This window comes from Klebsiella sp. 1SOBk10mer (assembly GCF_046602535.1).
Lineage (GTDB): Bacteria > Pseudomonadota > Gammaproteobacteria > Enterobacterales > Enterobacteriaceae > Klebsiella > Klebsiella quasipneumoniae.
In genome coordinates this window covers 163,472-181,971 of sequence record NZ_JBKIUP010000006.1, presented here as the reverse complement: position 1 = coordinate 181,971, position 18,500 = coordinate 163,472, and the positions used below count along the sequence as shown (strand labels likewise).

At 59.0% G+C, this 18,500-nt stretch carries 15 protein-coding genes and 2 pseudogenes; 13 read left to right on the top strand and 4 right to left on the bottom strand.

All coding sequences use genetic code 11. From position 1 onward, the window contains the following. Nucleotides 1–90: 90 nt before the first annotated feature. From ACLH1I_RS17135 to ACLH1I_RS17125, 3 genes and pseudogenes are all read left to right on the top strand, one after another. Nucleotides 91–666 carry an HdeD family acid-resistance protein gene (locus ACLH1I_RS17135; protein WP_049004694.1) on the top strand — a complete coding sequence of 192 codons (576 nt, stop codon included), beginning with the start codon at nt 91–93 and terminating at the stop codon, nt 664–666. 26 nt (nt 667–692) lie between these two features. Continuing rightward, nucleotides 693–998, top strand: coding sequence for an acid-activated periplasmic chaperone HdeB (gene hdeB / locus ACLH1I_RS17130; RefSeq protein ID WP_004206087.1), 306 nt, complete (start codon nt 693–695; stop codon nt 996–998). 80 nt (nt 999–1,078) lie between these two features. Beyond that, nucleotides 1,079–1,210 (top strand): annotated as a pseudogene (locus ACLH1I_RS17125) (cobalamin adenosyltransferase); the annotation flags it as partial. Here the strand turns inward: ACLH1I_RS17125 and dhaR are convergent. Together dhaR and ACLH1I_RS17115 are read right to left on the bottom strand one after the other, a co-directional pair. Then, complete coding sequence (gene dhaR / locus ACLH1I_RS17120; RefSeq protein WP_411302863.1) at nt 1,188–3,113, bottom strand: dihydroxyacetone kinase operon transcriptional regulator DhaR; 1,926 nt, start codon at nt 3,111–3,113, stop codon at nt 1,188–1,190. The pseudogene ACLH1I_RS17125 and the gene dhaR overlap by 23 nt on opposite strands. A gap of 101 nt (nt 3,114–3,214) precedes the next feature. After that, on the bottom strand, nt 3,215–4,312 hold the full coding sequence (locus ACLH1I_RS17115) for a glycerol dehydrogenase (protein WP_049004695.1): 1,098 nt from the start codon (nt 4,310–4,312) through the stop codon (nt 3,215–3,217). Nucleotides 4,313–4,563: 251 nt separating this feature from the next. Between ACLH1I_RS17115 and ACLH1I_RS17110 the strand changes: the two are divergent. From ACLH1I_RS17110 to ACLH1I_RS17090, 5 genes and pseudogenes are all read left to right on the top strand, one after another. Next, a pseudogene (locus ACLH1I_RS17110) lies at nt 4,564–4,748 on the top strand (hypothetical protein). 173 nt (nt 4,749–4,921) lie between these two features. After that, nucleotides 4,922–5,992, top strand: coding sequence for a dihydroxyacetone kinase subunit DhaK (gene dhaK, locus ACLH1I_RS17105; protein WP_004206091.1), 1,071 nt, complete (start codon nt 4,922–4,924; stop codon nt 5,990–5,992). Nucleotides 5,993–6,002: 10 nt separating this feature from the next. After that, nucleotides 6,003–6,635: a dihydroxyacetone kinase subunit DhaL gene (gene dhaL, locus ACLH1I_RS17100; protein WP_017899726.1), complete on the top strand. Its 633-nt coding sequence runs from the start codon at nt 6,003–6,005 to the stop codon at nt 6,633–6,635. 10 nt (nt 6,636–6,645) lie between these two features. Further along, a complete protein-coding gene (gene dhaM / locus ACLH1I_RS17095; protein WP_198079826.1) occupies nt 6,646–8,067 on the top strand; it encodes a dihydroxyacetone kinase phosphoryl donor subunit DhaM in 1,422 nt (473 codons plus the stop codon). Between the two features lie 74 nt (nt 8,068–8,141). Beyond that, a complete protein-coding gene (locus tag ACLH1I_RS17090; protein WP_004206095.1) occupies nt 8,142–9,791 on the top strand; it encodes a glycerone kinase in 1,650 nt (549 codons plus the stop codon). A gap of 154 nt (nt 9,792–9,945) precedes the next feature. Here the strand turns inward: ACLH1I_RS17090 and ACLH1I_RS17085 are convergent, their stop codons facing one another. Continuing rightward, nucleotides 9,946–10,722: a siderophore-interacting protein gene (locus tag ACLH1I_RS17085; RefSeq protein WP_072140370.1), complete on the bottom strand. Its 777-nt coding sequence runs from the start codon at nt 10,720–10,722 to the stop codon at nt 9,946–9,948. A 237-nt stretch (nt 10,723–10,959) separates the two neighbouring features. Between ACLH1I_RS17085 and ACLH1I_RS17080 the strand changes: the two genes are divergently transcribed. Continuing rightward, nucleotides 10,960–11,514, top strand: a complete 555-nt coding sequence (locus ACLH1I_RS17080) for a PadR family transcriptional regulator (RefSeq protein WP_004206098.1) — start codon at nt 10,960–10,962, stop codon at nt 11,512–11,514. Nucleotides 11,515–11,771: 257 nt separating this feature from the next. Next, the gene (ygjG, locus tag ACLH1I_RS17075) at nt 11,772–13,151 is read left to right on the top strand and encodes a putrescine aminotransferase (protein WP_025999194.1); all 1,380 of its coding nucleotides are present in this window, start codon (nt 11,772–11,774) and stop codon (nt 13,149–13,151) included. Between the two features lie 41 nt (nt 13,152–13,192). On the opposite strand, the gene ACLH1I_RS17070 is transcribed toward ygjG, so the two are convergent. Next, a complete protein-coding gene (locus tag ACLH1I_RS17070) occupies nt 13,193–13,525 on the bottom strand; it encodes a tRNA-binding protein (protein ID WP_048295612.1) in 333 nt (110 codons plus the stop codon). A 207-nt stretch (nt 13,526–13,732) separates the two neighbouring features. Here ACLH1I_RS17070 and ebgR point away from each other — a divergent pair, with 207 nt between their 5' ends. The 3 genes from ebgR to ACLH1I_RS17055 all read left to right on the top strand — a co-directional run bounded on the left by ebgR (nt 13,733) and on the right by ACLH1I_RS17055 (nt 18,463). Continuing rightward, nucleotides 13,733–14,716, top strand: a complete 984-nt coding sequence (gene ebgR, locus ACLH1I_RS17065; RefSeq protein WP_009485173.1) for a transcriptional regulator EbgR — start codon at nt 13,733–13,735, stop codon at nt 14,714–14,716. A gap of 208 nt (nt 14,717–14,924) precedes the next feature. Then, complete coding sequence (gene ebgA, locus ACLH1I_RS17060) at nt 14,925–18,017, top strand: beta-galactosidase subunit alpha (protein WP_198079827.1); 3,093 nt, start codon at nt 14,925–14,927, stop codon at nt 18,015–18,017. After that, entirely contained in the window at nt 18,014–18,463 is a 450-nt protein-coding gene (locus tag ACLH1I_RS17055) for a beta-galactosidase subunit beta (RefSeq protein ID WP_048295615.1), read from the top strand. Before ebgA ends, ACLH1I_RS17055 begins: the two co-directional genes overlap by 4 nt. The last annotated feature ends 37 nt before the right edge of the window (nt 18,464–18,500 follow it).

Sequence of the window (18,500 nt, the reverse complement as noted above, 5' to 3'; positions counted from 1 at the left end):
ATTTTCCTCAGACATTTCTTTTGGCCCGCTGAATAAATCATAACGTATTTTATTCAGCGTCAGGCCGCCAACCGGATCTGCGGAGCAATTATGTTTATGTTTAGCCATTACACCTTAAATGCGTTTAGCCCACGCGTCTTCATTCGATATAAACGGCATGCCGGCATGATGGCCACCCTGCTGTTTATCTGCGGAGCCTGTTGTCTGGCCTGGCCATTGGTCGCCGGCTGGTATCTCGCCACGGTGACCGGCATGTTGTTCATGATCTGCGGCTTCTATTCGCTATACAGCCTGATTGTTTTCCGTCAGCAGCACTGGAAATCACGCCTGGTGGCGCTGATCTTCGCCATCGCCTGGATCGTGCTCGGCCTGAGTTTTGTCGTCAATCCCCTCAACGGCATGAGCAGTCTGGCCTTTTTATTCGGCCTTTTATTTGTTCTCGGCGGTATTTCCCGCATCGTCAGCGGATGTAAAACCCGAAAACAAAGCGGCGCTGGCTGGAATATTTTTATCGGTCTGCTGGATTTAATTATCGCCTGCCTGTGGCTGGCAATGAACCCGCAGCAAAGCTGGTTATTTATTACCGCATTTATCGGCGTTGAAATGATATTTAGCGCCATCGGCTTTCTGGTCCTGAGAAATAAGATGAAGCATGCTCGGGCTTAAGCCGTATTTTATGACTGGAGAAGAAAATGAATTTACCTAAAGCACTCGTATTGACCGTGGCGGCGACCACATTCTGTCTGATGACCAGCCCGGCATTCGCGGTACAGGAAACCACACCGCAGAATATGACCTGTCAGGAATTTATGGATATGAACCCGAAAAGCATGACCCCGGTGGCCTTCTGGGTAGTGAATCGCAACACCGACTTCAGCGGCGGGGACTATGTCGACTGGCATGAAGTCGAGACCGTCTCGGTGCCGAAAATGCTGCAGCAGTGCCACAAGAACCCCGCCGCTAAACTCGGCGACCTCAACTCTGTTATTAAAAAATAAGCCTTCCCCCGGCGCTCGCCGGGGAAAGTTAACCTCGTTACCCGCCGTTATGCGGCGGGCCCCGTCACACTCATCGCTAGCGCATTCGCACGGCAGAGGATGGCCAATTTGGCCCACTGCGCGACGCGCTCAAACGCTACAGCAATCGTCTGTCGGACGCCCTGTTCTCCATGGCGCGTATCGAGGAGGCTAGGCCTGATGCTTGCGCTTGAACTGGCTGGCGTCGATATCGTACTGCTTCATTTTGCGCCACAGGGTGGTGCGGCCAATATTCAGCAGTTGCGACATCTCCTGCACCCGCCCGCTGGTCACCCGGGCAGCGTGAATGATGGCCTCTTTTTCGATGGCGCTAAAGGTCAGGCTGGCCGGCAGCAGCGATGAGCCGCTATCGACCCCCGGCCGATCGGAAAAGAGATATTCCGGCAGGTTGCTTAGCCGAATGTGGCCGTTGTCGCTGCTGATGGCAATGTTCTCTATCACGCTGTTAAGCTCAAAATCATTTCCCGGCCACGAGTAGGCCACCAGTTGGGCCAGCGCGTCATCGTCCACTTTCAGCCGCGAAGAGAAACGCTTCTCCAGGCTCTTCAGCCGGTTATGCACCAGCGACGGGATGCTGTTGCGCCGGGCGCGCAGCGGGGGGATGACAATCTCGAAGGAGTGCAGCGCATAGTACAGCTGGCGGCTAAAGCGGTTCTGTTCCACCAGGTTGGCCAGATCGACGGTGGTGGTGGCGATCACCTTCACATCCACCGGGATCAGGCGGCGGGCGTCGAGGCGGGTAAGCACTCCCTGCTTAATCACCTGCAGCAGGGCCGACTGCAGCTCCGGCGCCAGATACTCAATTTTTTCCAGAAACAGGGTGCCGCCATTGGCCAGCTCAAGGCGGCTCAGGCGGCCATTTTCATCGTCAGTGGGGGCGCTGCCCATAAAGTCCTGGCCCAGCACGCTGTCGGCATACAGCTGGCAGTTGACGGCGATATAGGGGCCGCCCGCCCGCTCGCTTTCATTGTGGATGGCCTGGCTCAGCAGCTCTTTCCCCCCCCCTTCTTCACCGCACAGCAGCACCGGGAAGCCGCCGCGCGCCGCCTGGCGGCCAAAGTGGATCAGCCGCCGGGTTTCCGGATCGTCGGCTGACATCTGCTCAAAGGTGTGGCTGACTTTGCCCAGCTGGCTGGTCATCAGCTGCCGCATCTGCTCCACCGGGTGCAGCAGCAGAATAAAGCTGTTGCCTTGCGCCTCGACGATCGGTTTTAAGGTGATCACCGCGTCGATAAACTGGTGCTGGCTTTCAAAGGTAACTTCAACGTGATTCAGGCCGCGGGCGTGTTTGATGGCCCGGCGCAGCAGCGCCGGAAGGGTCACCAGATCGGCGATATTTTTCCCCTGGCTGGCCTGGGCATCAAGATGCAGCAGACTCGCCGCCTGAACATTGAGAAATTGCAGCACCCCCTGTTCGTTCCACGCCATCACCCCGTCGTCCATACTCTCCAGCAGGCCGTACATCTGATTAAGGTGGCGGTTGGATTCCGCCAGCAAGCTGTCGGTGAGCAGGGAATTGCCCACCTCGCGGGCGATGGCCAGCGTCAGGGAAAGGTCGGCGCTGGACTGGTGCTCCACCAGACAGCAAAGCGAGATAGAGCCGAACAGGCGCCCGTGGTTATCGAACACCGGCGTCGAACAAAAGCTCCATGGCTGCAGGGCCTGCTTAAAATGCCGATCGCCGGCGGTGTTGATCGGCTGCCCCTGCATCGCGGCCAGCGACAGCGCGCAGGTGCCGATAATGCTCTCCGCGCAGTAGCTGCCGTCGCGAAATCCCAGGTCAGCCAACTGCGCCAGCGTTTGCGGTTCGCCGCAGCGGCTCAGGATGCAGGCGGTCTCATCAAGAATAAACAGCGCGCAGGGGCGACCGTCCATAAACTCCCAGGCGTCCTCCAGCGCCGCCTGACCGATGGTCAGCAGCGCGGTTTTACGCCGACAGATAGAGTCAAAAGTCAGGCCCTGAGCCTGGTGCGGCGTTTGCCAGGTTTCGCGCTGCATAAACTTGCTGCAGCGATGCCATGACTGGGCGATGACGGCAGAGACCGCCTTCCCGGTATCCTGAGTCTGAACAGTCATACTGTTTTCCGCGTTTTACCATAGAGAACCCCTCCGGCAGCCACTGCCAGAGGGGAGAAAGAGAAACCGCTGACCGGCGCCAGCGGTTTAGCCACCGCGAATTAACGCGCCAGCCACTGCTGGCCTAACAGATCGGCGGTGAGGATAGCGGCGTGCACGCTTTCCGGGGTCACCGCGAACGGCATATTGTGGATGGTCTCCCCTTCCGCGCAGGTGGCTTTTGCCACCGCGGTGATTTTCGCGTCGATCCCCTCTTTGACGCCCATCTGCGCGAGGGTCACCGGCAGGCCGACGCGCTGGCAGAAGCCCAGCACGGTTTCAATCTCGTCCATCGGGCTGTTCTGCAGCACCAGCTGCGCCAGGGTGCCGAAGGCCACTTTCTCGCCGTGATACAGGTGGTGACACTCTTCCAGAATGGTGAAACCGTTGTGGATCGCGTGGGCGGCGGCCAGGCCGCTACTTTCAAAGCCAATGCCGCTGAGGTAGGTGTTCGCCTCGATGATGCGCTCCAGCGCTTCGGTCACCACCCCGGCCTGCGCCGCCAGACGTGCCTTTTCGCCCTCCGCCAGCAGCGTATCATAGCACAGGCGGGCCAGGCTCAGCGCCGCCTCGGTGGACTGCCCCCCGGCCATGCTGGTGGCGCGCGCATCGTAGCAGGCTTTAGCCTCGAACCAGGTGGAGAGCGCATCGCCCATGCCGGAGACCAGCAGGCGTACCGGCGCTTTGGCGATAATCGCCGTGTCCATCACCACCATATCCGGGTTTTTCGGATAGATCAGATACTCTTCAAACTCGCCCGCTTCGGTGTAGATCACCGACAGCGCGCTGGTCGGCGCATCGGTCGAAGCGATGGTCGGGATCACCACCACCGGCAGCTTCTGGTAGTACCCGATCGCCTTCGCGGTATCGAGGGTCTTACCGCCGCCGATGCCGACCACGCCGCGGCAGCCCTGTTTTTTCAAAATCGCCATCAGGCGGTTAATTTCCGCATGGCTGCATTCGCCGTTAAACCGTTCCGCATGGCAGCGAATATCGTGACTCTGCAGGCCATTCACCACTTTCTCCCCCGCCAGCTTCATCACGAAGTCGTCAGCGATGACGAAGAAGCTCTCCGCCAGGTTTTTAGCATATTGACCGAACAGAACAGCAGCATCAGGACCCTGAAGATATTTGGCTGGAGATTGAATAACTTTTAGCATTCCTTTCACCCTCAAATAAGTGCGCATGTAGACATGATGAGCCCTGGCGTTATCCGCGCCGGCCGGTAAAGCGCGGCCTCAACGGAATGTACCGGAGCAGTGCGATCACTGTAGGGCCGGCAGGGAACAAAAAAATCTTTCGCCTTTTTGTTCTGATATGAAACACAGGTTAAATTTTTACGTTCCATATTGGAACAAAAAGCCCTGTTCTCCGTCAGGATTGCGATCCCGATCCGCTCCTCTGCCGCATAATTCCCCTACCATCCCCCTTTAGCGGCAGGCTTTTCCCGCGCAGCTGCGTGAAAATCAGCGAAAAATTTTTTCCGCCTACTGTGCCGGCTGCGATGACCGGGGCTTAAAGCAGGTGAAAAAAAGCGCGCCAGCTCGCATTTTCACCGTTTTCTCAGCAAAAACGTTCCATAAAGAAACAAAATAAGCAGGCGATGTTTCGTAATGAAACCCGATCGCCGGGGCATTCTTTTTTTCGTCCGCTCAGCCAGAATCATCATATCGCCAGGCACGCTGCACCGTCAGACGATACCCCTACGCGATGACCGCCTCCGCCAGCAGAGAGGCCGCATCGAACCTTCTCCAACGGAGCACTGAATAATGAAAAAGCTGATTAACCGTGTTGAAGATGTACTGAATGAACAATTACAGGGGCTGGCTAAAGCCCACCCGCAGCTTACCCTGCATCAGGACCCGCTGTACGTCACCCGCGCCGATGCGCCGGTGGCCGGCAAGGTCGCCCTCCTCTCCGGCGGCGGCAGCGGCCATGAGCCAATGCACTGCGGCTATATCGGCCAGGGGATGCTTTCTGGCGCCTGCCCGGGGGAAATCTTCACCTCGCCGACGCCAGATAAAATGTTCGAATGCGCGATGCAGATTGACGGCGGCGAAGGCGTCCTGCTGATTATCAAAAACTACACCGGCGACATCCTGAACTTCGAAACCGCCACCGAGCTGCTGCATGAGAGCGGCATTAAAGTCACCACCGTGGTGGTCGACGACGACGTGGCGGTGAAGGACAGTCTCTATACCGCAGGCCGCCGCGGCGTCGCCAATACCGTACTGATCGAAAAACTGGTCGGCGCCGCCGCCGAGCGCGGCGATTCGCTGGAGGCCTGCGCTGAACTGGGGCGCCGCCTGAATAATCTCGGCCACTCCATTGGCATCGCCCTCGGCGCCTGCACCGTACCGGCCGCCGGACAACCTTCCTTTACCCTGCAGGACGATGAAATGGAGTTCGGCGTCGGCATTCACGGCGAGCCGGGCATCGACCGCCGTCGCTTCAGCTCGCTGGACCAAACCGTCGATGAGATGTTCGATACCCTGCTGGAGAATGGCGCCTACAGCCGCACGCTGCGCCAGTGGGATACCGTCAAGGGCGCGTGGCAGGAAGTGAAGCAGAGCAAAACCGCGCTGCAAAACGGCGACCGGGTCATCGCGCTGGTCAATAACCTCGGCGCCACCCCGCTGTCCGAACTGTACGGCGTGTATCACCGTCTCGCCCAGCGCTGCGAAGCGTCCGGCATCATCATCGAACGCAACCTCGTCGGTAGCTACTGCACCTCGCTGGATATGGCGGGCTTCTCCATCACTCTGCTGAAAGTGGATGATGAGACGCTGGCGCTATGGGACGCCCCGGTTCATACCCCGGCGCTGAACTGGGGAAACTAAGGAGCACGACATGTCACTGAACAGAACGCAAATCGTCGACTGGCTGTACCGCTGCGGCGATATCTTCACCAAAGAGAGCGATTTTCTCACCGGCCTCGATAAAGAGATCGGCGATGCCGATCACGGCCTGAACATGCACCGCGGCTTCAGCAAGGTGGTGGAAAAGCTGCCGTCGATTGCCGATAAAGATATTGGCTTTATCCTCAAAAACACCGGCATGACGCTGCTCTCCAACGTCGGCGGCGCCAGCGGCCCGCTGTTCGGCACCTTCTTCATTCGCGCCGCGCAGGTCACTCAGGCTCACCAGAGCCTGACGCTCGACGAACTGTACCTGATGATCCGCGAAGGCGCGGACGGCGTCGTCAACCGCGGCAAAGCGGAGCCGGGGGATAAAACCATGTGCGACGTCTGGCTGCCGGTGGTGGACTCCCTGCGCCAGTCCAGCGAGCAGCACCTGTCGATCGCCGCCGCGCTGGATGCCGCCTGCAAAGCAGCGGAAGCCGGCGCCCACAGTACCATCACCATGCAGGCGCGCAAAGGCCGCGCCAGCTACCTTGGCGAACGCAGCATCGGCCATCAGGATCCGGGCGCCACGTCAGTGATGTTTATGATGCAGATGTTGGCCGCCGCGGCCAAAGAGTAAGGAAATCGCGATGGTAAACCTGGTTATTGTTTCTCATAGCGCCCGGCTGGGCGAAGGTGTCGGAGAACTGGCCCGGCAGATGTTAATCAACGACGGCTGCAAGCTGGCGATCGCCGCCGGGATCGACGACCCCGACATCCCGATCGGCACCGACCCGATCAAGGTCATGGAAGCGATCGAATCCGTCGCCGACACCGACCACGTGCTGGTGATGATGGATATCGGCAGCGCGTTGCTCAGTGCCGAGACCGCTCTCGATCTGCTCGATCCGGCGATTGCCGCGAAGGTGCGGCTGTGCGCCGCGCCGCTGGTGGAGGGGACGCTGGCGGCCACCGTCAGCGCCGCTTCCGGCGCCGGGATCGACAAAGTGATCGCCGACGCCATGAACGCCCTGGAGGCCAAACGGATCCAGCTGGGTTTACCTTCGCCAACCCCTGACGCCGCCCCGACGCCGACGCTTGCCGACGATGGCGACAGCAAATCGCTTGCGGTGGTCATACAGAACCACAACGGCCTGCACGTGCGTCCGGCGTCGAAGCTGGTCGCCGCGCTGGCAGGCTTTAACGCCGATCTGCTGCTGGAGAAAAACGGGAAGTGCGTCAAACCGGACAGCCTCAACCAAATCGCCCTGTTGCAGGTGCGACGCAACGACAAGCTGCGCCTGCTGGCCCGTGGGCCAGAGGCCGATGCGGCGCTGGCGGCGTTTCAGGCGCTGGCCGCCGATAACTTCGGCGAATCGCCTGCGGCGCAACCGGCAGCGGCCCCGGCCGCCTCCGGGCGCGTCGAAGGCATCGCGCTGCGCTATCCGCTGGCCCTGATCCAACCTGTGCGTCCGGCCGCCGCCGATGTCGCCCGCGAGCAGCAGCGACTGCGCCGGGCCATCGACCAGACGCTGGCGGAGCTCACCGCCCTGACCGAGCTGGCGGAGAATAAATTTAACGCCGACATCGCGGCGATTTTCGCCGGGCACCACACCCTGCTCGACGATGAGGATCTGTTTGATGCCGCCAACGATCGTCTGCTCACCGAGCCGTGCTCGGCGGAATGGGCGTGGCATCAGGTGCTGATGGAGCTCAGCCAGCAGTATCGCCAGCTGGATGACCCCTATCTGCAGGCGCGCTATATCGATATCGAAGATATTCTGCAGCGCACCCTGCGCCATCTGCAGGACGTTCAGGAGACGCTGCCGACGCCCGGCGAGCCGACCATCATTATCGCCGACAACATGTTCCCGTCGACCGTCCTGCAACTGGATGCCAGTCGCGTCAAAGGTCTGTGCCTGCGCGACGGCAGCGAACAGGCCCACGGCGCGATTATCGCCCGCGCGGCGGGGATCGCCTGGCTGTGCCAGCAGGGCGAGGCGCTGAACAGCGTGCAGCCCGGCGAGCCCATCACGCTCGATATGCGCCACCAGCGCCTTATCCGCCACTAAATCCACTTTGACCGTTACCGCTCCGGAGGTCTGCCTCCGGAGGGTGAGTTTTCGCTTACTCTTCAGGAACCACTATGTCTCAATTCTTTTTTAACCAGCGCGCCAGCCTCGTCAACGACGTGATTGAGGGAACCATCATCGCCAGTCCGTGGAATAACCTCGCCCGGCTGGAGAGCGACCCGGCGATCCGGGTGGTGGTCCGTCGCGACCTGAATAAAAACAACGTGGCGGTGATCTCCGGCGGCGGCGCCGGCCACGAACCGGCGCACGTCGGCTTTATTGGTAAAGGCATGCTGACCGCCGCAGTCTGTGGCGATCTGTTCGCCTCGCCGAGCGTCGACGCTGTGCTTACCGCCATTCAGGCGGTGACCGGCGAGGCGGGCTGCCTGCTGATCGTAAAAAACTATACCGGCGACCGGCTGAACTTCGGCCTGGCGGCGGAGAAAGCGCGCCGTCTTGGCTACAACGTGGAAATGCTGATCGTTGGCGACGACATTTCGCTGCCGGATAACAAACAGCCGCGGGGCATCGCCGGTACGCTGTTCGTCCATAAGGTGGCGGGCTATTTTGCCGAACGCGGCTACAACCTCGCCACCGTTCTGCGCGAAGCGCAGTACGCCGCCAACCACACCGCCAGCATCGGGGTGGCGCTGGCCAGCTGCCATCTGCCACAGGAGGCCGACAGCGCGCCGCGCCATCAGGCCGGTCACGCCGAGCTGGGAATGGGCATCCACGGCGAGCCTGGCGCCTCCACCATCGCCACGCAAAACAGTGCGGACATCATCAACCTGATGGTGGAAAAACTGACCGCCGCCCTGCCGGAAACCGGCCGTCTGGCGGTGATGCTCAATAACCTCGGCGGCGTGTCGGTGGCCGAAATGGCGATCCTGACCCGCGAACTGGTTAACACGCCGCTGCAGGCGCGCGTTGACTGGCTGATTGGCCCGGCCTCGCTGGTGACGGCCCTGGATATGAAGGGTTTCTCGCTGAGCGCCATCGTGCTGGAAGAGAGTATTGAGAAAGCGCTGCTGGCGGATGTGGAAACCGCCGGCTGGCCACGGCCGGTGCAGCCGCGGACAGTTAACATCATGCCCTCCACTCTCGCCAGCGCACGCGTCGACTTTACGCCCTCTGCCAACCCGCAGGTGGGCGATTACGTCGCGCAGGTGACCAGCACCCTCGTCGGGCTTGAAGATCATCTCAACGCGCTGGATGCCAAAGTGGGCGATGGCGATACCGGCTCCACCTTCGCCGCCGGGGCGCGTGAGATTGCCGACCTGCTGCAGCGCCAGCAGCTGCCGCTCAACGATCTACCCACGCTGTTCGCGCTCACGGGCGAACGCCTGACGGTGGTGATGGGCGGCTCCAGCGGGGTATTGATGTCGATCTTCTTCACCGCTGCCGGGCAGAAACTGGAGCAAGGCGCCAGCGTGGCCGAGGCGCTGAACGCTGGTCTGGAGCAGATGAAATTTTACGGCGGCGCCGATGAAGGCGACCGGACAATGATCGATGCTCTGCAGCCGGCGCTGACGGCGCTGCTGGCCGAACCGGAGAACCTGCAGGCCGCTTTTGCCGCGGCGCAGGCCGGCGCGGATCGCACCTGCCAGTCGAGCAAAGCCGGCGCCGGACGAGCGTCCTATCTCAACAGCGACAGCCTGCTCGGCAACATGGACCCAGGCGCCCACGCGGTGGCGATGGTGTTTAAGGCGCTGGCGGAACGATAAGCCTCCCCGGTGGCGCTGCGCTTACCGGGGCAACGTCACAGCGCCGAAGGGTAGGTCGGGTAAGGCGTTAGCCGACACCCGACAAAAAACGGCATCGCGGTTAGCCCGGATAAGGCACTACGCGCCGCTATCCGGGTTTTACCACGATGGCTTTTTACTTGCTGTGCCAGTACGCCTGCGAACGCACCAGCTGCTGATCGATGCTCTCATCTTCAAAGCGCGCCAGCAGCGATTTCACCACCGCGCCTTCACCGGTCAGCCAGATGAAATAATCCTCCGCCGGCACCTTCACCTGGGCCAGACGCTCGGCGACGAACGCCGGATTGTGGCCCACCACCCACTCGATGTTAAAGCCGTCGAGATCCGCCAAATAATCTTTATATGACGCATCAGCGATAGTGACGATGGCCGTCACCTGCGGCGTCACCGCCAGCTGACGCAATCCCAGCAGGCGACGACGCAGCGCCGGCATACCGGACTCATCGCAGACATATAACTGCCAGGCGTAATCCTCCGGCACCACCAGCGAGCCGCGCGGACCGCCGATCACCAGCTTATCGCCCACTTTTGCCTCCAGCGCCCAGCGGCTGGCAATTCCGCCATCGTGGATAAAGAAGTCATACGCCAGCTCATGGCGTTCGGCATCGTACAGCGGCGTATAGTCGCGGGTAGCAGGCCGCACGCCCTCACCCCAGTCGATCCCCTCCTCGGTCACCTGCGGCGGCGCAAACGCCGCGCCCGGCTCCGGGAAGAAAAGCTTGGTGTGGTCGTCAAAGCCGCGGGAAACGAAACCTTCCAGCGCCTCGCCTCCCAGCACGATGCGCTGGAAGGCCGCGCCTGCGCGCTCCACGCGCAGCACCGTCAGCTCACGGAAACGCAGCTCATTGCGGACACGCTGCGGGTACTTGTCTGCTTTGGTTTTTGTCATCATCGATCGCCTTCGTGAACGGTAAATAGATATATCTAAACTTGATGCAAATGATAATGATTGCCAACTAAAAAGAATGCAAGTCTTTTTTTGATATAGTCAAAACAAACCGCATCAAAATCCACAACCAGAAAATAATTACATACATATCAATAGATTAAAAAATAAATATCAACCAGCATTGCGAACATTCATTTTTTAGATATAAATTAGATATATCAAAAACAGCAGGAGGTAACCATGCGACATCATCATGAAGAGGGGCGTGGGCCACGCGGGCGCCACAGCGATCCCAGCGAACACGGCGAACATGGCCGCCGCGGCGGCGGACGTCGCCAGCGTTTCTTTGGCCACGGCGAACTGCGGCTGATTATTCTGGACATCCTCAGTCGCAGCGCCAGCCACGGCTATGAGCTGATCAAAGAGATCGAAACCCTCACCCAGGGGAACTACAGCCCCAGCCCGGGGGTGATCTACCCGACGCTGGATCTGCTCCAGGACCAGGGCCTTATCAGCGTGGAAGACGACAACGGACGCAAAAAAATCGTCATCAGCGAAGAGGGGAAACAGCTGCACGCGGAGAACCAGGAGCACCTGGCCCATATCCAGGCGCGTTTGCAGGCGCGGATGGTCGGCTGCGAGCTGCGCAGAGATCCGCAGATGAAGCGCGCGCTGGAGAATTTCAAAGCGGTCCTCGACCTGAAAGTGAACCAGCAGGCCAGCAGCGCCGCCCAGCTCAAGCAGATCATTGGCATTATCGACCGAGCGGCGATGGAGATCTCCCAGCTAGACTAAGCCTCTTTTCTCACCATCGGTTGCCCCGCGCTGGGGCAGCCCGCACCACGACGGATCGTCCCGCTAAAGTCCGCAAGGCAGAAAATCTCGCCAGCTCAGGAATAAAACGTGCCAATAATGGCGCCATGAGATTAAATTTTACACATTTCGTCTTTTACTTTGCATTTATCCCGATTTTCACCGCTTCTGCCGAACTGGCGTAATCCCTGCAATACTTAATCCAGTATCGTGTGATACGTCCGCCCCAGGAGCACATTTTGAACAGGTTACCTTCCAGCGCATCGGCTCTGGCCTGCAGCGCACACGCACTGAATCTCATTGAAAAGCGCACGCTTGACCATGAGGAAATGAAAGCACTTAACCAGGAGGTTAGAGAATACTTTAAAGAGCATGTGAATCCGGGGTTTTTAGAGTATCGAAAATCGGTCACAGCCGGCGGGGATTACGGAGCCGTAGAGTGGCAAGCGGGAGGGTTAAATACGCTTGTCGACACCCAGGGACAGGAGTTTATCGACTGCCTTGGCGGGTTTGGCATCTTCAATGTAGGGCACCGTAATCCAGTTGTGGTATCCGCCGTCGAGAATCAACTCGCGAAACAACCGCTTCACAGTCAGGAACTGCTGGACCCGCTACGCGCGATGCTGGCGAAAACCCTGGCGGCCTTAACGCCCGGCAAACTGAAGTACAGCTTCTTCTGCAACAGCGGTACCGAATCGGTAGAGGCGGCCATCAAGCTGGCGAAAGCCTATCAGTCGCCGCGAGGTAAATTCACCTTCATCGCCACCAGCGGCGCCTTCCACGGCAAATCGCTGGGGGCGCTGTCGGCCACCGCCAAGTCGACTTTCCGCAAACCGTTTATGCCGCTGCTGCCGGGCTTCCGCCATGTGCCGTTCGGCGATATCAACGCCATGCGCACCATGCTGAGCGAGTGCAAGAAAACCGGTGACGACGTCGCGGCGGTGATCCTTGAGCCGATTCAGGGCGAAGGGGGGGTGATCCTGCCGCCGACGGGGTATTTGCCGGCGGTGCGCAAACTGTGCGACGAGTTTGGCGCCCTGCTGATCCTCGACGAAGTGCAGACCGGTATGGGCCGCACCGGCAAGATGTTCGCCTGTGAGCATGAGAACGTTCAGCCCGACATCCTGTGTCTGGCGAAAGCGCTCGGCGGCGGCGTGATGCCGATCGGCGCGACGGTGGCGACGGAGGAGGTCTTCTCCGTGCTGTTCGACAACCCGTTCCTGCACACCACCACCTTCGGCGGCAACCCGCTGGCCTGTGCGGCGGCGCTGGCGACCATCAACGTGCTGTTGACGCAAAACCTGCCGGCGCAGGCGGCGCAGAAAGGCGATATGCTGCTGGACGGTTTCCGCCTGCTGGCGCAGGAGTATCCGGACCTGGTAAATGATGTGCGCGGGAAAGGCATGCTGATGGCCATCGAGTTTGTCGATAACGAGATTGGCTACGACTTTGCCAGCGAGATGTTCAGACAGCGGGTGCTGGTCGCCGGGACGTTAAACAACGCCAAGACGATCCGCGTTGAACCGCCGCTGACGCTCACCCTTGAGCAGTGCGAGCAGGTGCTGAAGGCGGCGCGTAAGGCGCTGGCGGCCCTGCGCGTCTCGGTTGCAGAGGCGTAATTCACACACAACCCTCTCCCGGTCGGGAGAGGGTATTTTCGTTATACCACCCGCACGCCTGCCGGCATGACTCGCTCCGGCGTCAACAGCACGCTTTCGCTTTCGTCTTCGGTTTCTGCGCATAACAGCATGCACTCAGAAGTTTCACCACGCATTTTGGCTTTCGCCAGATTACACAGCACCACCACCGTTTTCCCCAGCAGCTCCTCTTCGCTGTAGTAGGGCACCAGGCTGGTGACCGTCTGCAGCGTGCGGCCGCCGACATCAATCCGCGCAATGTACAGTTTGTCAGCATTGTCATGGCGCTTCACCTCGACAATCTTGCCGACGCGCATCTCCAGTTTGGCAAAATCAGCGTAAGCTACGGTATCCATCTCTCACCTCCAGTAAATTTTTACTAAAAGATAGCAAATTTTTGCCGTTCGTCTGCATGCTACTGAGAATAATGCTACTTCTGTCACGCTATCGCCGGGGAAAATAGCCCTCCCACGCAGGCGTTTTTTACTGAAATAAGGTGCAGGACGCGACGCTTGCTTTACAATGGATGAGCAAACATGGGCAACGTCCGATAAAGGAAAAAGATGGCAACGCTAAAAGACATTGCGACCGAAGCGGGTGTTTCGCTGGCGACGGTTTCCCGGGTGTTAAACGACGATCCCACCCTGAATGTAAAAGAAGAGACCAAGCATCGTATTCTGGAGATTGCGGAGAAGCTGGAGTATAAAAGCAGCAGCGCGCGTAAAACGCAGGTCCTACCCGTCGGCCATCATCATATCCTGGCGCTGTATAGCTACCAGCAAGAGCTGGAAATTAACGACCCTTACTATCTCGCCATTCGCCACGGTATTGAAACCCAATGCGAAAAGCTCGCCATCGAGCTCACCAACTGCTATCTCAATAACACCCTGCCCGAGCTGAAAAAGGTCACCGGCGTATTGATTATTGGCCAGCCGACGCGCGAGCTGCGCGAGACCGCCAGCGCGCTGACCGACAATATTTGCTTTATTGATTTCCACGAAGCCGGTAGCCCGTACGATGCGGTGGATATCGACCTGGTACGTATCGCTAAAGAGGTGGTCGACTTCTTTATCCAGCAAGGCGCGTCGCGTATTGGATTTATCGGCGGCCAGGACCAGCCCGGCAAGGCCGATATTCGTGAAGTGGCGTTTGTGGAGTACGGCCAGTTGAAGGGCGTGGTTTCAGCCGATGATATCTGGCGCGGCGGTTTTTCCAGCTCGTCCGGTTATGAGCTGGCGAAGCAGATGCTGGCGCAAGCGGAGTTTCCGCGGGCGCTGTTTGTCGCCTCGGACTCCATCGCCATCGGCGTGCTGCGCGCCATTCACGAACGCGGGCTGGCGATCCCGGAAGATATTTCGCTAATTAGCGTCAACGATATCCCCACCGCGCGCTTTACCTTCCCGCCGCTGTCGACGGTGCGGATCCACTCCGAAATGATGGGCAGCCAGGGGGTGAACCTGCTGATCGAGAAGGCCCGCGATGGCCGCGCCCTGCCGCTTAACGTTTTTGTTCCCAGCGTGTTGAAGCTGCGCGGAACCACCCGTTAATCCAACCACATCCCGGCGGCGCTACGCTTAGCCGGGCTACCGGTCCTGGCCGGAACGCCACTCTGTAGGCCGGGTAAGGCGAAACCGCCACCCGGCATAAAGCGGCTCATTTTGTGATCAAGTTAAAGTAAATCATCCCTGACGATTTTATTTAGTAAAAGTTTTACTAAAATGAGGTTTATCTTATTAAGCCGTTCAGGGAGGCGATATGAATCGCTGGGAAAACCTTCAACTCACTCATGAAAACAGGCTGCCGCCGCGGGCGTATTTCTTCTCTTACGACTCACTGGCCCAGGCGCGGACCTTCGCCCGCGAAACCAGCAGCCGCTTCCTGTCCCTCAGCGGGCAGTGGAACTTCCGCTTTTTCACCAACCCGCTGCTGGTACCGGAGAGCTTTACCTCGTGCTTTCAGAACGAGTGGGGGCCGATTACCGTACCGGGTATGTGGCAGATGGAGGGCCACGGTCAGCTGCAGTACACCGACGAAGGTTTCCCCTTCCCCATCGACGTACCGTATGTTCCGACCGATAACCCGACCGGCGCCTACCAGCGCCTGTTCACCCTCGGCGACGGCTGGCAGGGCAAACAAACCATCATCAAATTCGATGGCGTCGAAACCTATTTCGAAGTCTACGTTAACGGCCAGTACATCGGCTTTAGCAAAGGCAGCCGCCTGACCGCCGAGTTCGATATTAGCGCGGCGGTGAAAACCGGCGACAACCTGCTGTGCGTGCGCGTGATGCAGTGGGCGGACTCCACCTATATTGAAGATCAGGACATGTGGTGGTCGGCGGGCATTTTCCGCGACGTCTATCTGGTGGGGAAAAATCCGCTGCACGTGCAGGATTTCACCGTGCGCACCGATTTTAACGATGACTACATCGACGCGACCCTCTCCTGCCAGCTGACGCTGGAAAACCTGGCTCCGCAGACGGCGGCGGCGACGCTGGAATATACCCTGTTCGACGGCGAAAAGGCGCTTTATTCGGGCAACGTCGGTCAACTGCAGGTCAGTCAGCAGCTGAACACCGGCTTCACGATTGATGTGAGCGCGCCGCAGCAGTGGTCGGCGGAATGCCCGTATCTCTATCATCTGGTGCTGACGTTAAAGAACGCCGCCGGCGAGGTGCTGGAAATCATCCCGCAGCGCGTCGGTTTCCGCGATATCAAAGTGCGTGACGGCCTGTTCTATATCAATAACCGCTACGTGATGCTGCACGGCGTAAACCGCCACGATAACGATCATCTGAAAGGCCGCGCGGTCGGCATGGATCGCGTGGAAAAAGATCTGCTGCTGATGAAACAGCACAACATCAACTCGGTTCGCACCGCCCACTACCCGAACGACCCGCGTTTCTATGAAATGTGCGATATCTACGGACTGTTCGTGATGGCGGAAACCGACGTGGAGTCCCACGGTTTCGCCAACGTCGGCAACCTCAGCGCCATCACTGACGACCCGGCCTGGGAACACATCTACGTTGAGCGCATCGTGCGCCACGTCCACGCGCAGAAAAACCATCCGTCGATCGTCATCTGGTCGCTGGGTAACGAATCCGGTTATGGCTGCAACATCCGCGCCATGTACCACGCCACTAAAGCGCTGGATGATACCCGGCTGGTGCACTACGAAGAGGATCGCGACGCCGAGGTGGTGGATATCATCTCCACCATGTACACCCGCGTGCCGCTGATGAACGAATTTGGCGAACATCCGCATGAAAAACCACGCATTATCTGTGAGTACGCCCATGCGATGGGCAACGGTCCCGGCGGATTAACCGAATACCAGAACGTCTTCTACCAGCACGACTGCATCCAGGGCCACTACGTGTGGGAATGGTGCGATCACGGTATTCAGGCCACCGACGAAAACGGCGCGGTGTGGTACAAATTCGGCGGCGATTATGGCGACTACCCGAACAACTACAACTTCTGCCTCGATGGTCTGATTTTCTCCGACCAGACGCCGGGGCCGGGCCTGCGCGAATACAAACAGGTCATCGCCCCAGTGAAAGTACAGGCGCGGGATATCTGCCGCGGCGAACTGCGAGTGGAAAACAAACTGTGGTTCTCCACTCTCGATGACTACACCCTGCGCGTTGAAGTGCGCGCCGAAGGCGAAACGCTCTCCAGTCAGCTGCTGAAAGTGAAAGACCTGGCGCCGAATAGCGGCCGCGACCTGCAAATCGCCCTCCCGCAGCTCGACGAGCGTGAAGCTTTCGTCAACATCATGGTGACCAAAGATTCGCGTACCCCGTATAGCGAAGCCAATCACGATATCGCCGTCTATCAGTTCCCGCTTAAAGCGCGAACCGCCGCGCGAACCCCGCTGTTAAACGCCAGCGCCACGCCGCTGCAGATTGTCGATGAACGCCTCAGCTACACCATCTGCGGCCATAACTTCCGCGTGGTGTTCAGTAAGGTCAGCGGCAAACTGAGCGAATGGCAGGTCAACGGCGTCGACCAGGTAACCCGCGAGCCGAAGATCAATTTCTTCAAGCCCATGATTGATAACCATAAACAGGAATACGAAGGACTGTGGCAGCCGGCCCACCTGCAGATAATGCAGGAACATCTGCGCGAATTCAGCGCCGAAATAGAGGGCGAAACGGTGGTGATCACCACCCGCAGCGTAATTGCGCCGCCGGTGTTCGACTTCGGTATGCGTTGTACCTATCGCTGGCAGATTACCCCACAGGGCCACATCAACGTTGAGCTGGCCGGCGAGCGCTACGGCGACTATCCGCACATCGTCCCGTGCATCGGCTTTATGCTGGGCATTAACGGTGAGTTCGACCAGGTGAACTACTATGGCCGCGGACCGGGCGAGAACTACGCCGACAGCCAGCAAAGCAACATCATTGATATCTGGCATACCACCGTCGACGATATGTTTGTCAATTATCCGTTCCCGCAGAACAACGGCAACCGTCAGCACGTGCGCTGGGCATCGTTCAGCGACCGCCACGGCAGCGGTCTGCTGGTCGTACCGCGCAATCCGCTCAACATCAGCGCCTGGCATTATACGGCAGAAAACCTGCACGCCGCCCAGCACTGCAACGAACTACAGCGCAGCGATGACATCACTCTGAATATCGATGCGCAACTGCTCGGCCTCGGCTCCAACTCCTGGGGCAGCGAAGTGCTGGATAGCTGGCGCGTCTGGCTCAACACCTTCAACTATGGCTTTACGCTGCTGCCGCTGGAGGGCGGATGCGGCACCTCGCAGGTACTGGCGAACCATAGCTTCGGCGCCGGTTTCTTTTCCCCCGTTGCACACAGCGAGGCTGAACAATGAGAATTCTCGATAATTTAGAACAGTTTAAGCAAGTTTATCATAGCGGCCGCAAATGGCAGCGCTGCGTGGAAGCCATCAATAACATCGACAACATCCGCCCGGGCGTGGCGCATTCCATTGGCGATTCGCTCTCCTATCGAGTGGAAACCGATAGTACGACCGACGCGCTCTTTGTCGGCAACCGCCGCTACTTTGAGGTGCACTATTACCTGCAGGGGCAGCAGAAAATCGAGTTTGCCGCCAAAGAAAATCTGCAAACTGTCGCCTGCTACCGCGACGAAACCGATCGCGAATACCTGAAAGGGATCGGTGAAACGATGAAGGTTCACGAAGGGCAGATGGTGATTTGCGATATCGACGAAGCCTACCGCTTTATCTGCGATGCGCCGGTAAAAAAAGTGGTGCTGCGAGTCACGGTTGAAGACGGCTACTTCCTCAATAAGTAAACCCGCGTTAAGCGACAAGGGAGGTCAACGGGTACGC

Excerpts from the sequence above, each read along its gene's own strand:
- ACLH1I_RS17055 (WP_048295615.1), top strand. The coding sequence starts at position 18,014 with ATGAGAATTCTCGATAATTTAGAACAGTTTAAGCAAGTTTATCATAGC.
- ACLH1I_RS17090 (WP_004206095.1), top strand. The coding sequence starts at position 8,142 with ATGTCTCAATTCTTTTTTAACCAGCGCGCCAGCCTCGTCAACGACGTG.
- ACLH1I_RS17135 (WP_049004694.1), top strand. The coding sequence starts at position 91 with ATGTTTATGTTTAGCCATTACACCTTAAATGCGTTTAGCCCACGCGTC.
- ACLH1I_RS17070 (WP_048295612.1), bottom strand. The coding sequence starts at position 13,525 with ATGGATACCGTAGCTTACGCTGATTTTGCCAAACTGGAGATGCGCGTC.
- dhaM (WP_198079826.1), top strand. The coding sequence starts at position 6,646 with ATGGTAAACCTGGTTATTGTTTCTCATAGCGCCCGGCTGGGCGAAGGT.
- ACLH1I_RS17115 (WP_049004695.1), bottom strand. The coding sequence starts at position 4,312 with ATGCTAAAAGTTATTCAATCTCCAGCCAAATATCTTCAGGGTCCTGAT.
- ebgA (WP_198079827.1), top strand. The coding sequence starts at position 14,925 with ATGAATCGCTGGGAAAACCTTCAACTCACTCATGAAAACAGGCTGCCG.
- dhaR (WP_411302863.1), bottom strand. The coding sequence starts at position 3,113 with ATGACTGTTCAGACTCAGGATACCGGGAAGGCGGTCTCTGCCGTCATC.
- ebgR (WP_009485173.1), top strand. The coding sequence starts at position 13,733 with ATGGCAACGCTAAAAGACATTGCGACCGAAGCGGGTGTTTCGCTGGCG.
- hdeB (WP_004206087.1), top strand. The coding sequence starts at position 693 with ATGAATTTACCTAAAGCACTCGTATTGACCGTGGCGGCGACCACATTC.
- dhaK (WP_004206091.1), top strand. The coding sequence starts at position 4,922 with ATGAAAAAGCTGATTAACCGTGTTGAAGATGTACTGAATGAACAATTA.
- ACLH1I_RS17080 (WP_004206098.1), top strand. The coding sequence starts at position 10,960 with ATGCGACATCATCATGAAGAGGGGCGTGGGCCACGCGGGCGCCACAGC.
- dhaL (WP_017899726.1), top strand. The coding sequence starts at position 6,003 with ATGTCACTGAACAGAACGCAAATCGTCGACTGGCTGTACCGCTGCGGC.
- ACLH1I_RS17085 (WP_072140370.1), bottom strand. The coding sequence starts at position 10,722 with ATGATGACAAAAACCAAAGCAGACAAGTACCCGCAGCGTGTCCGCAAT.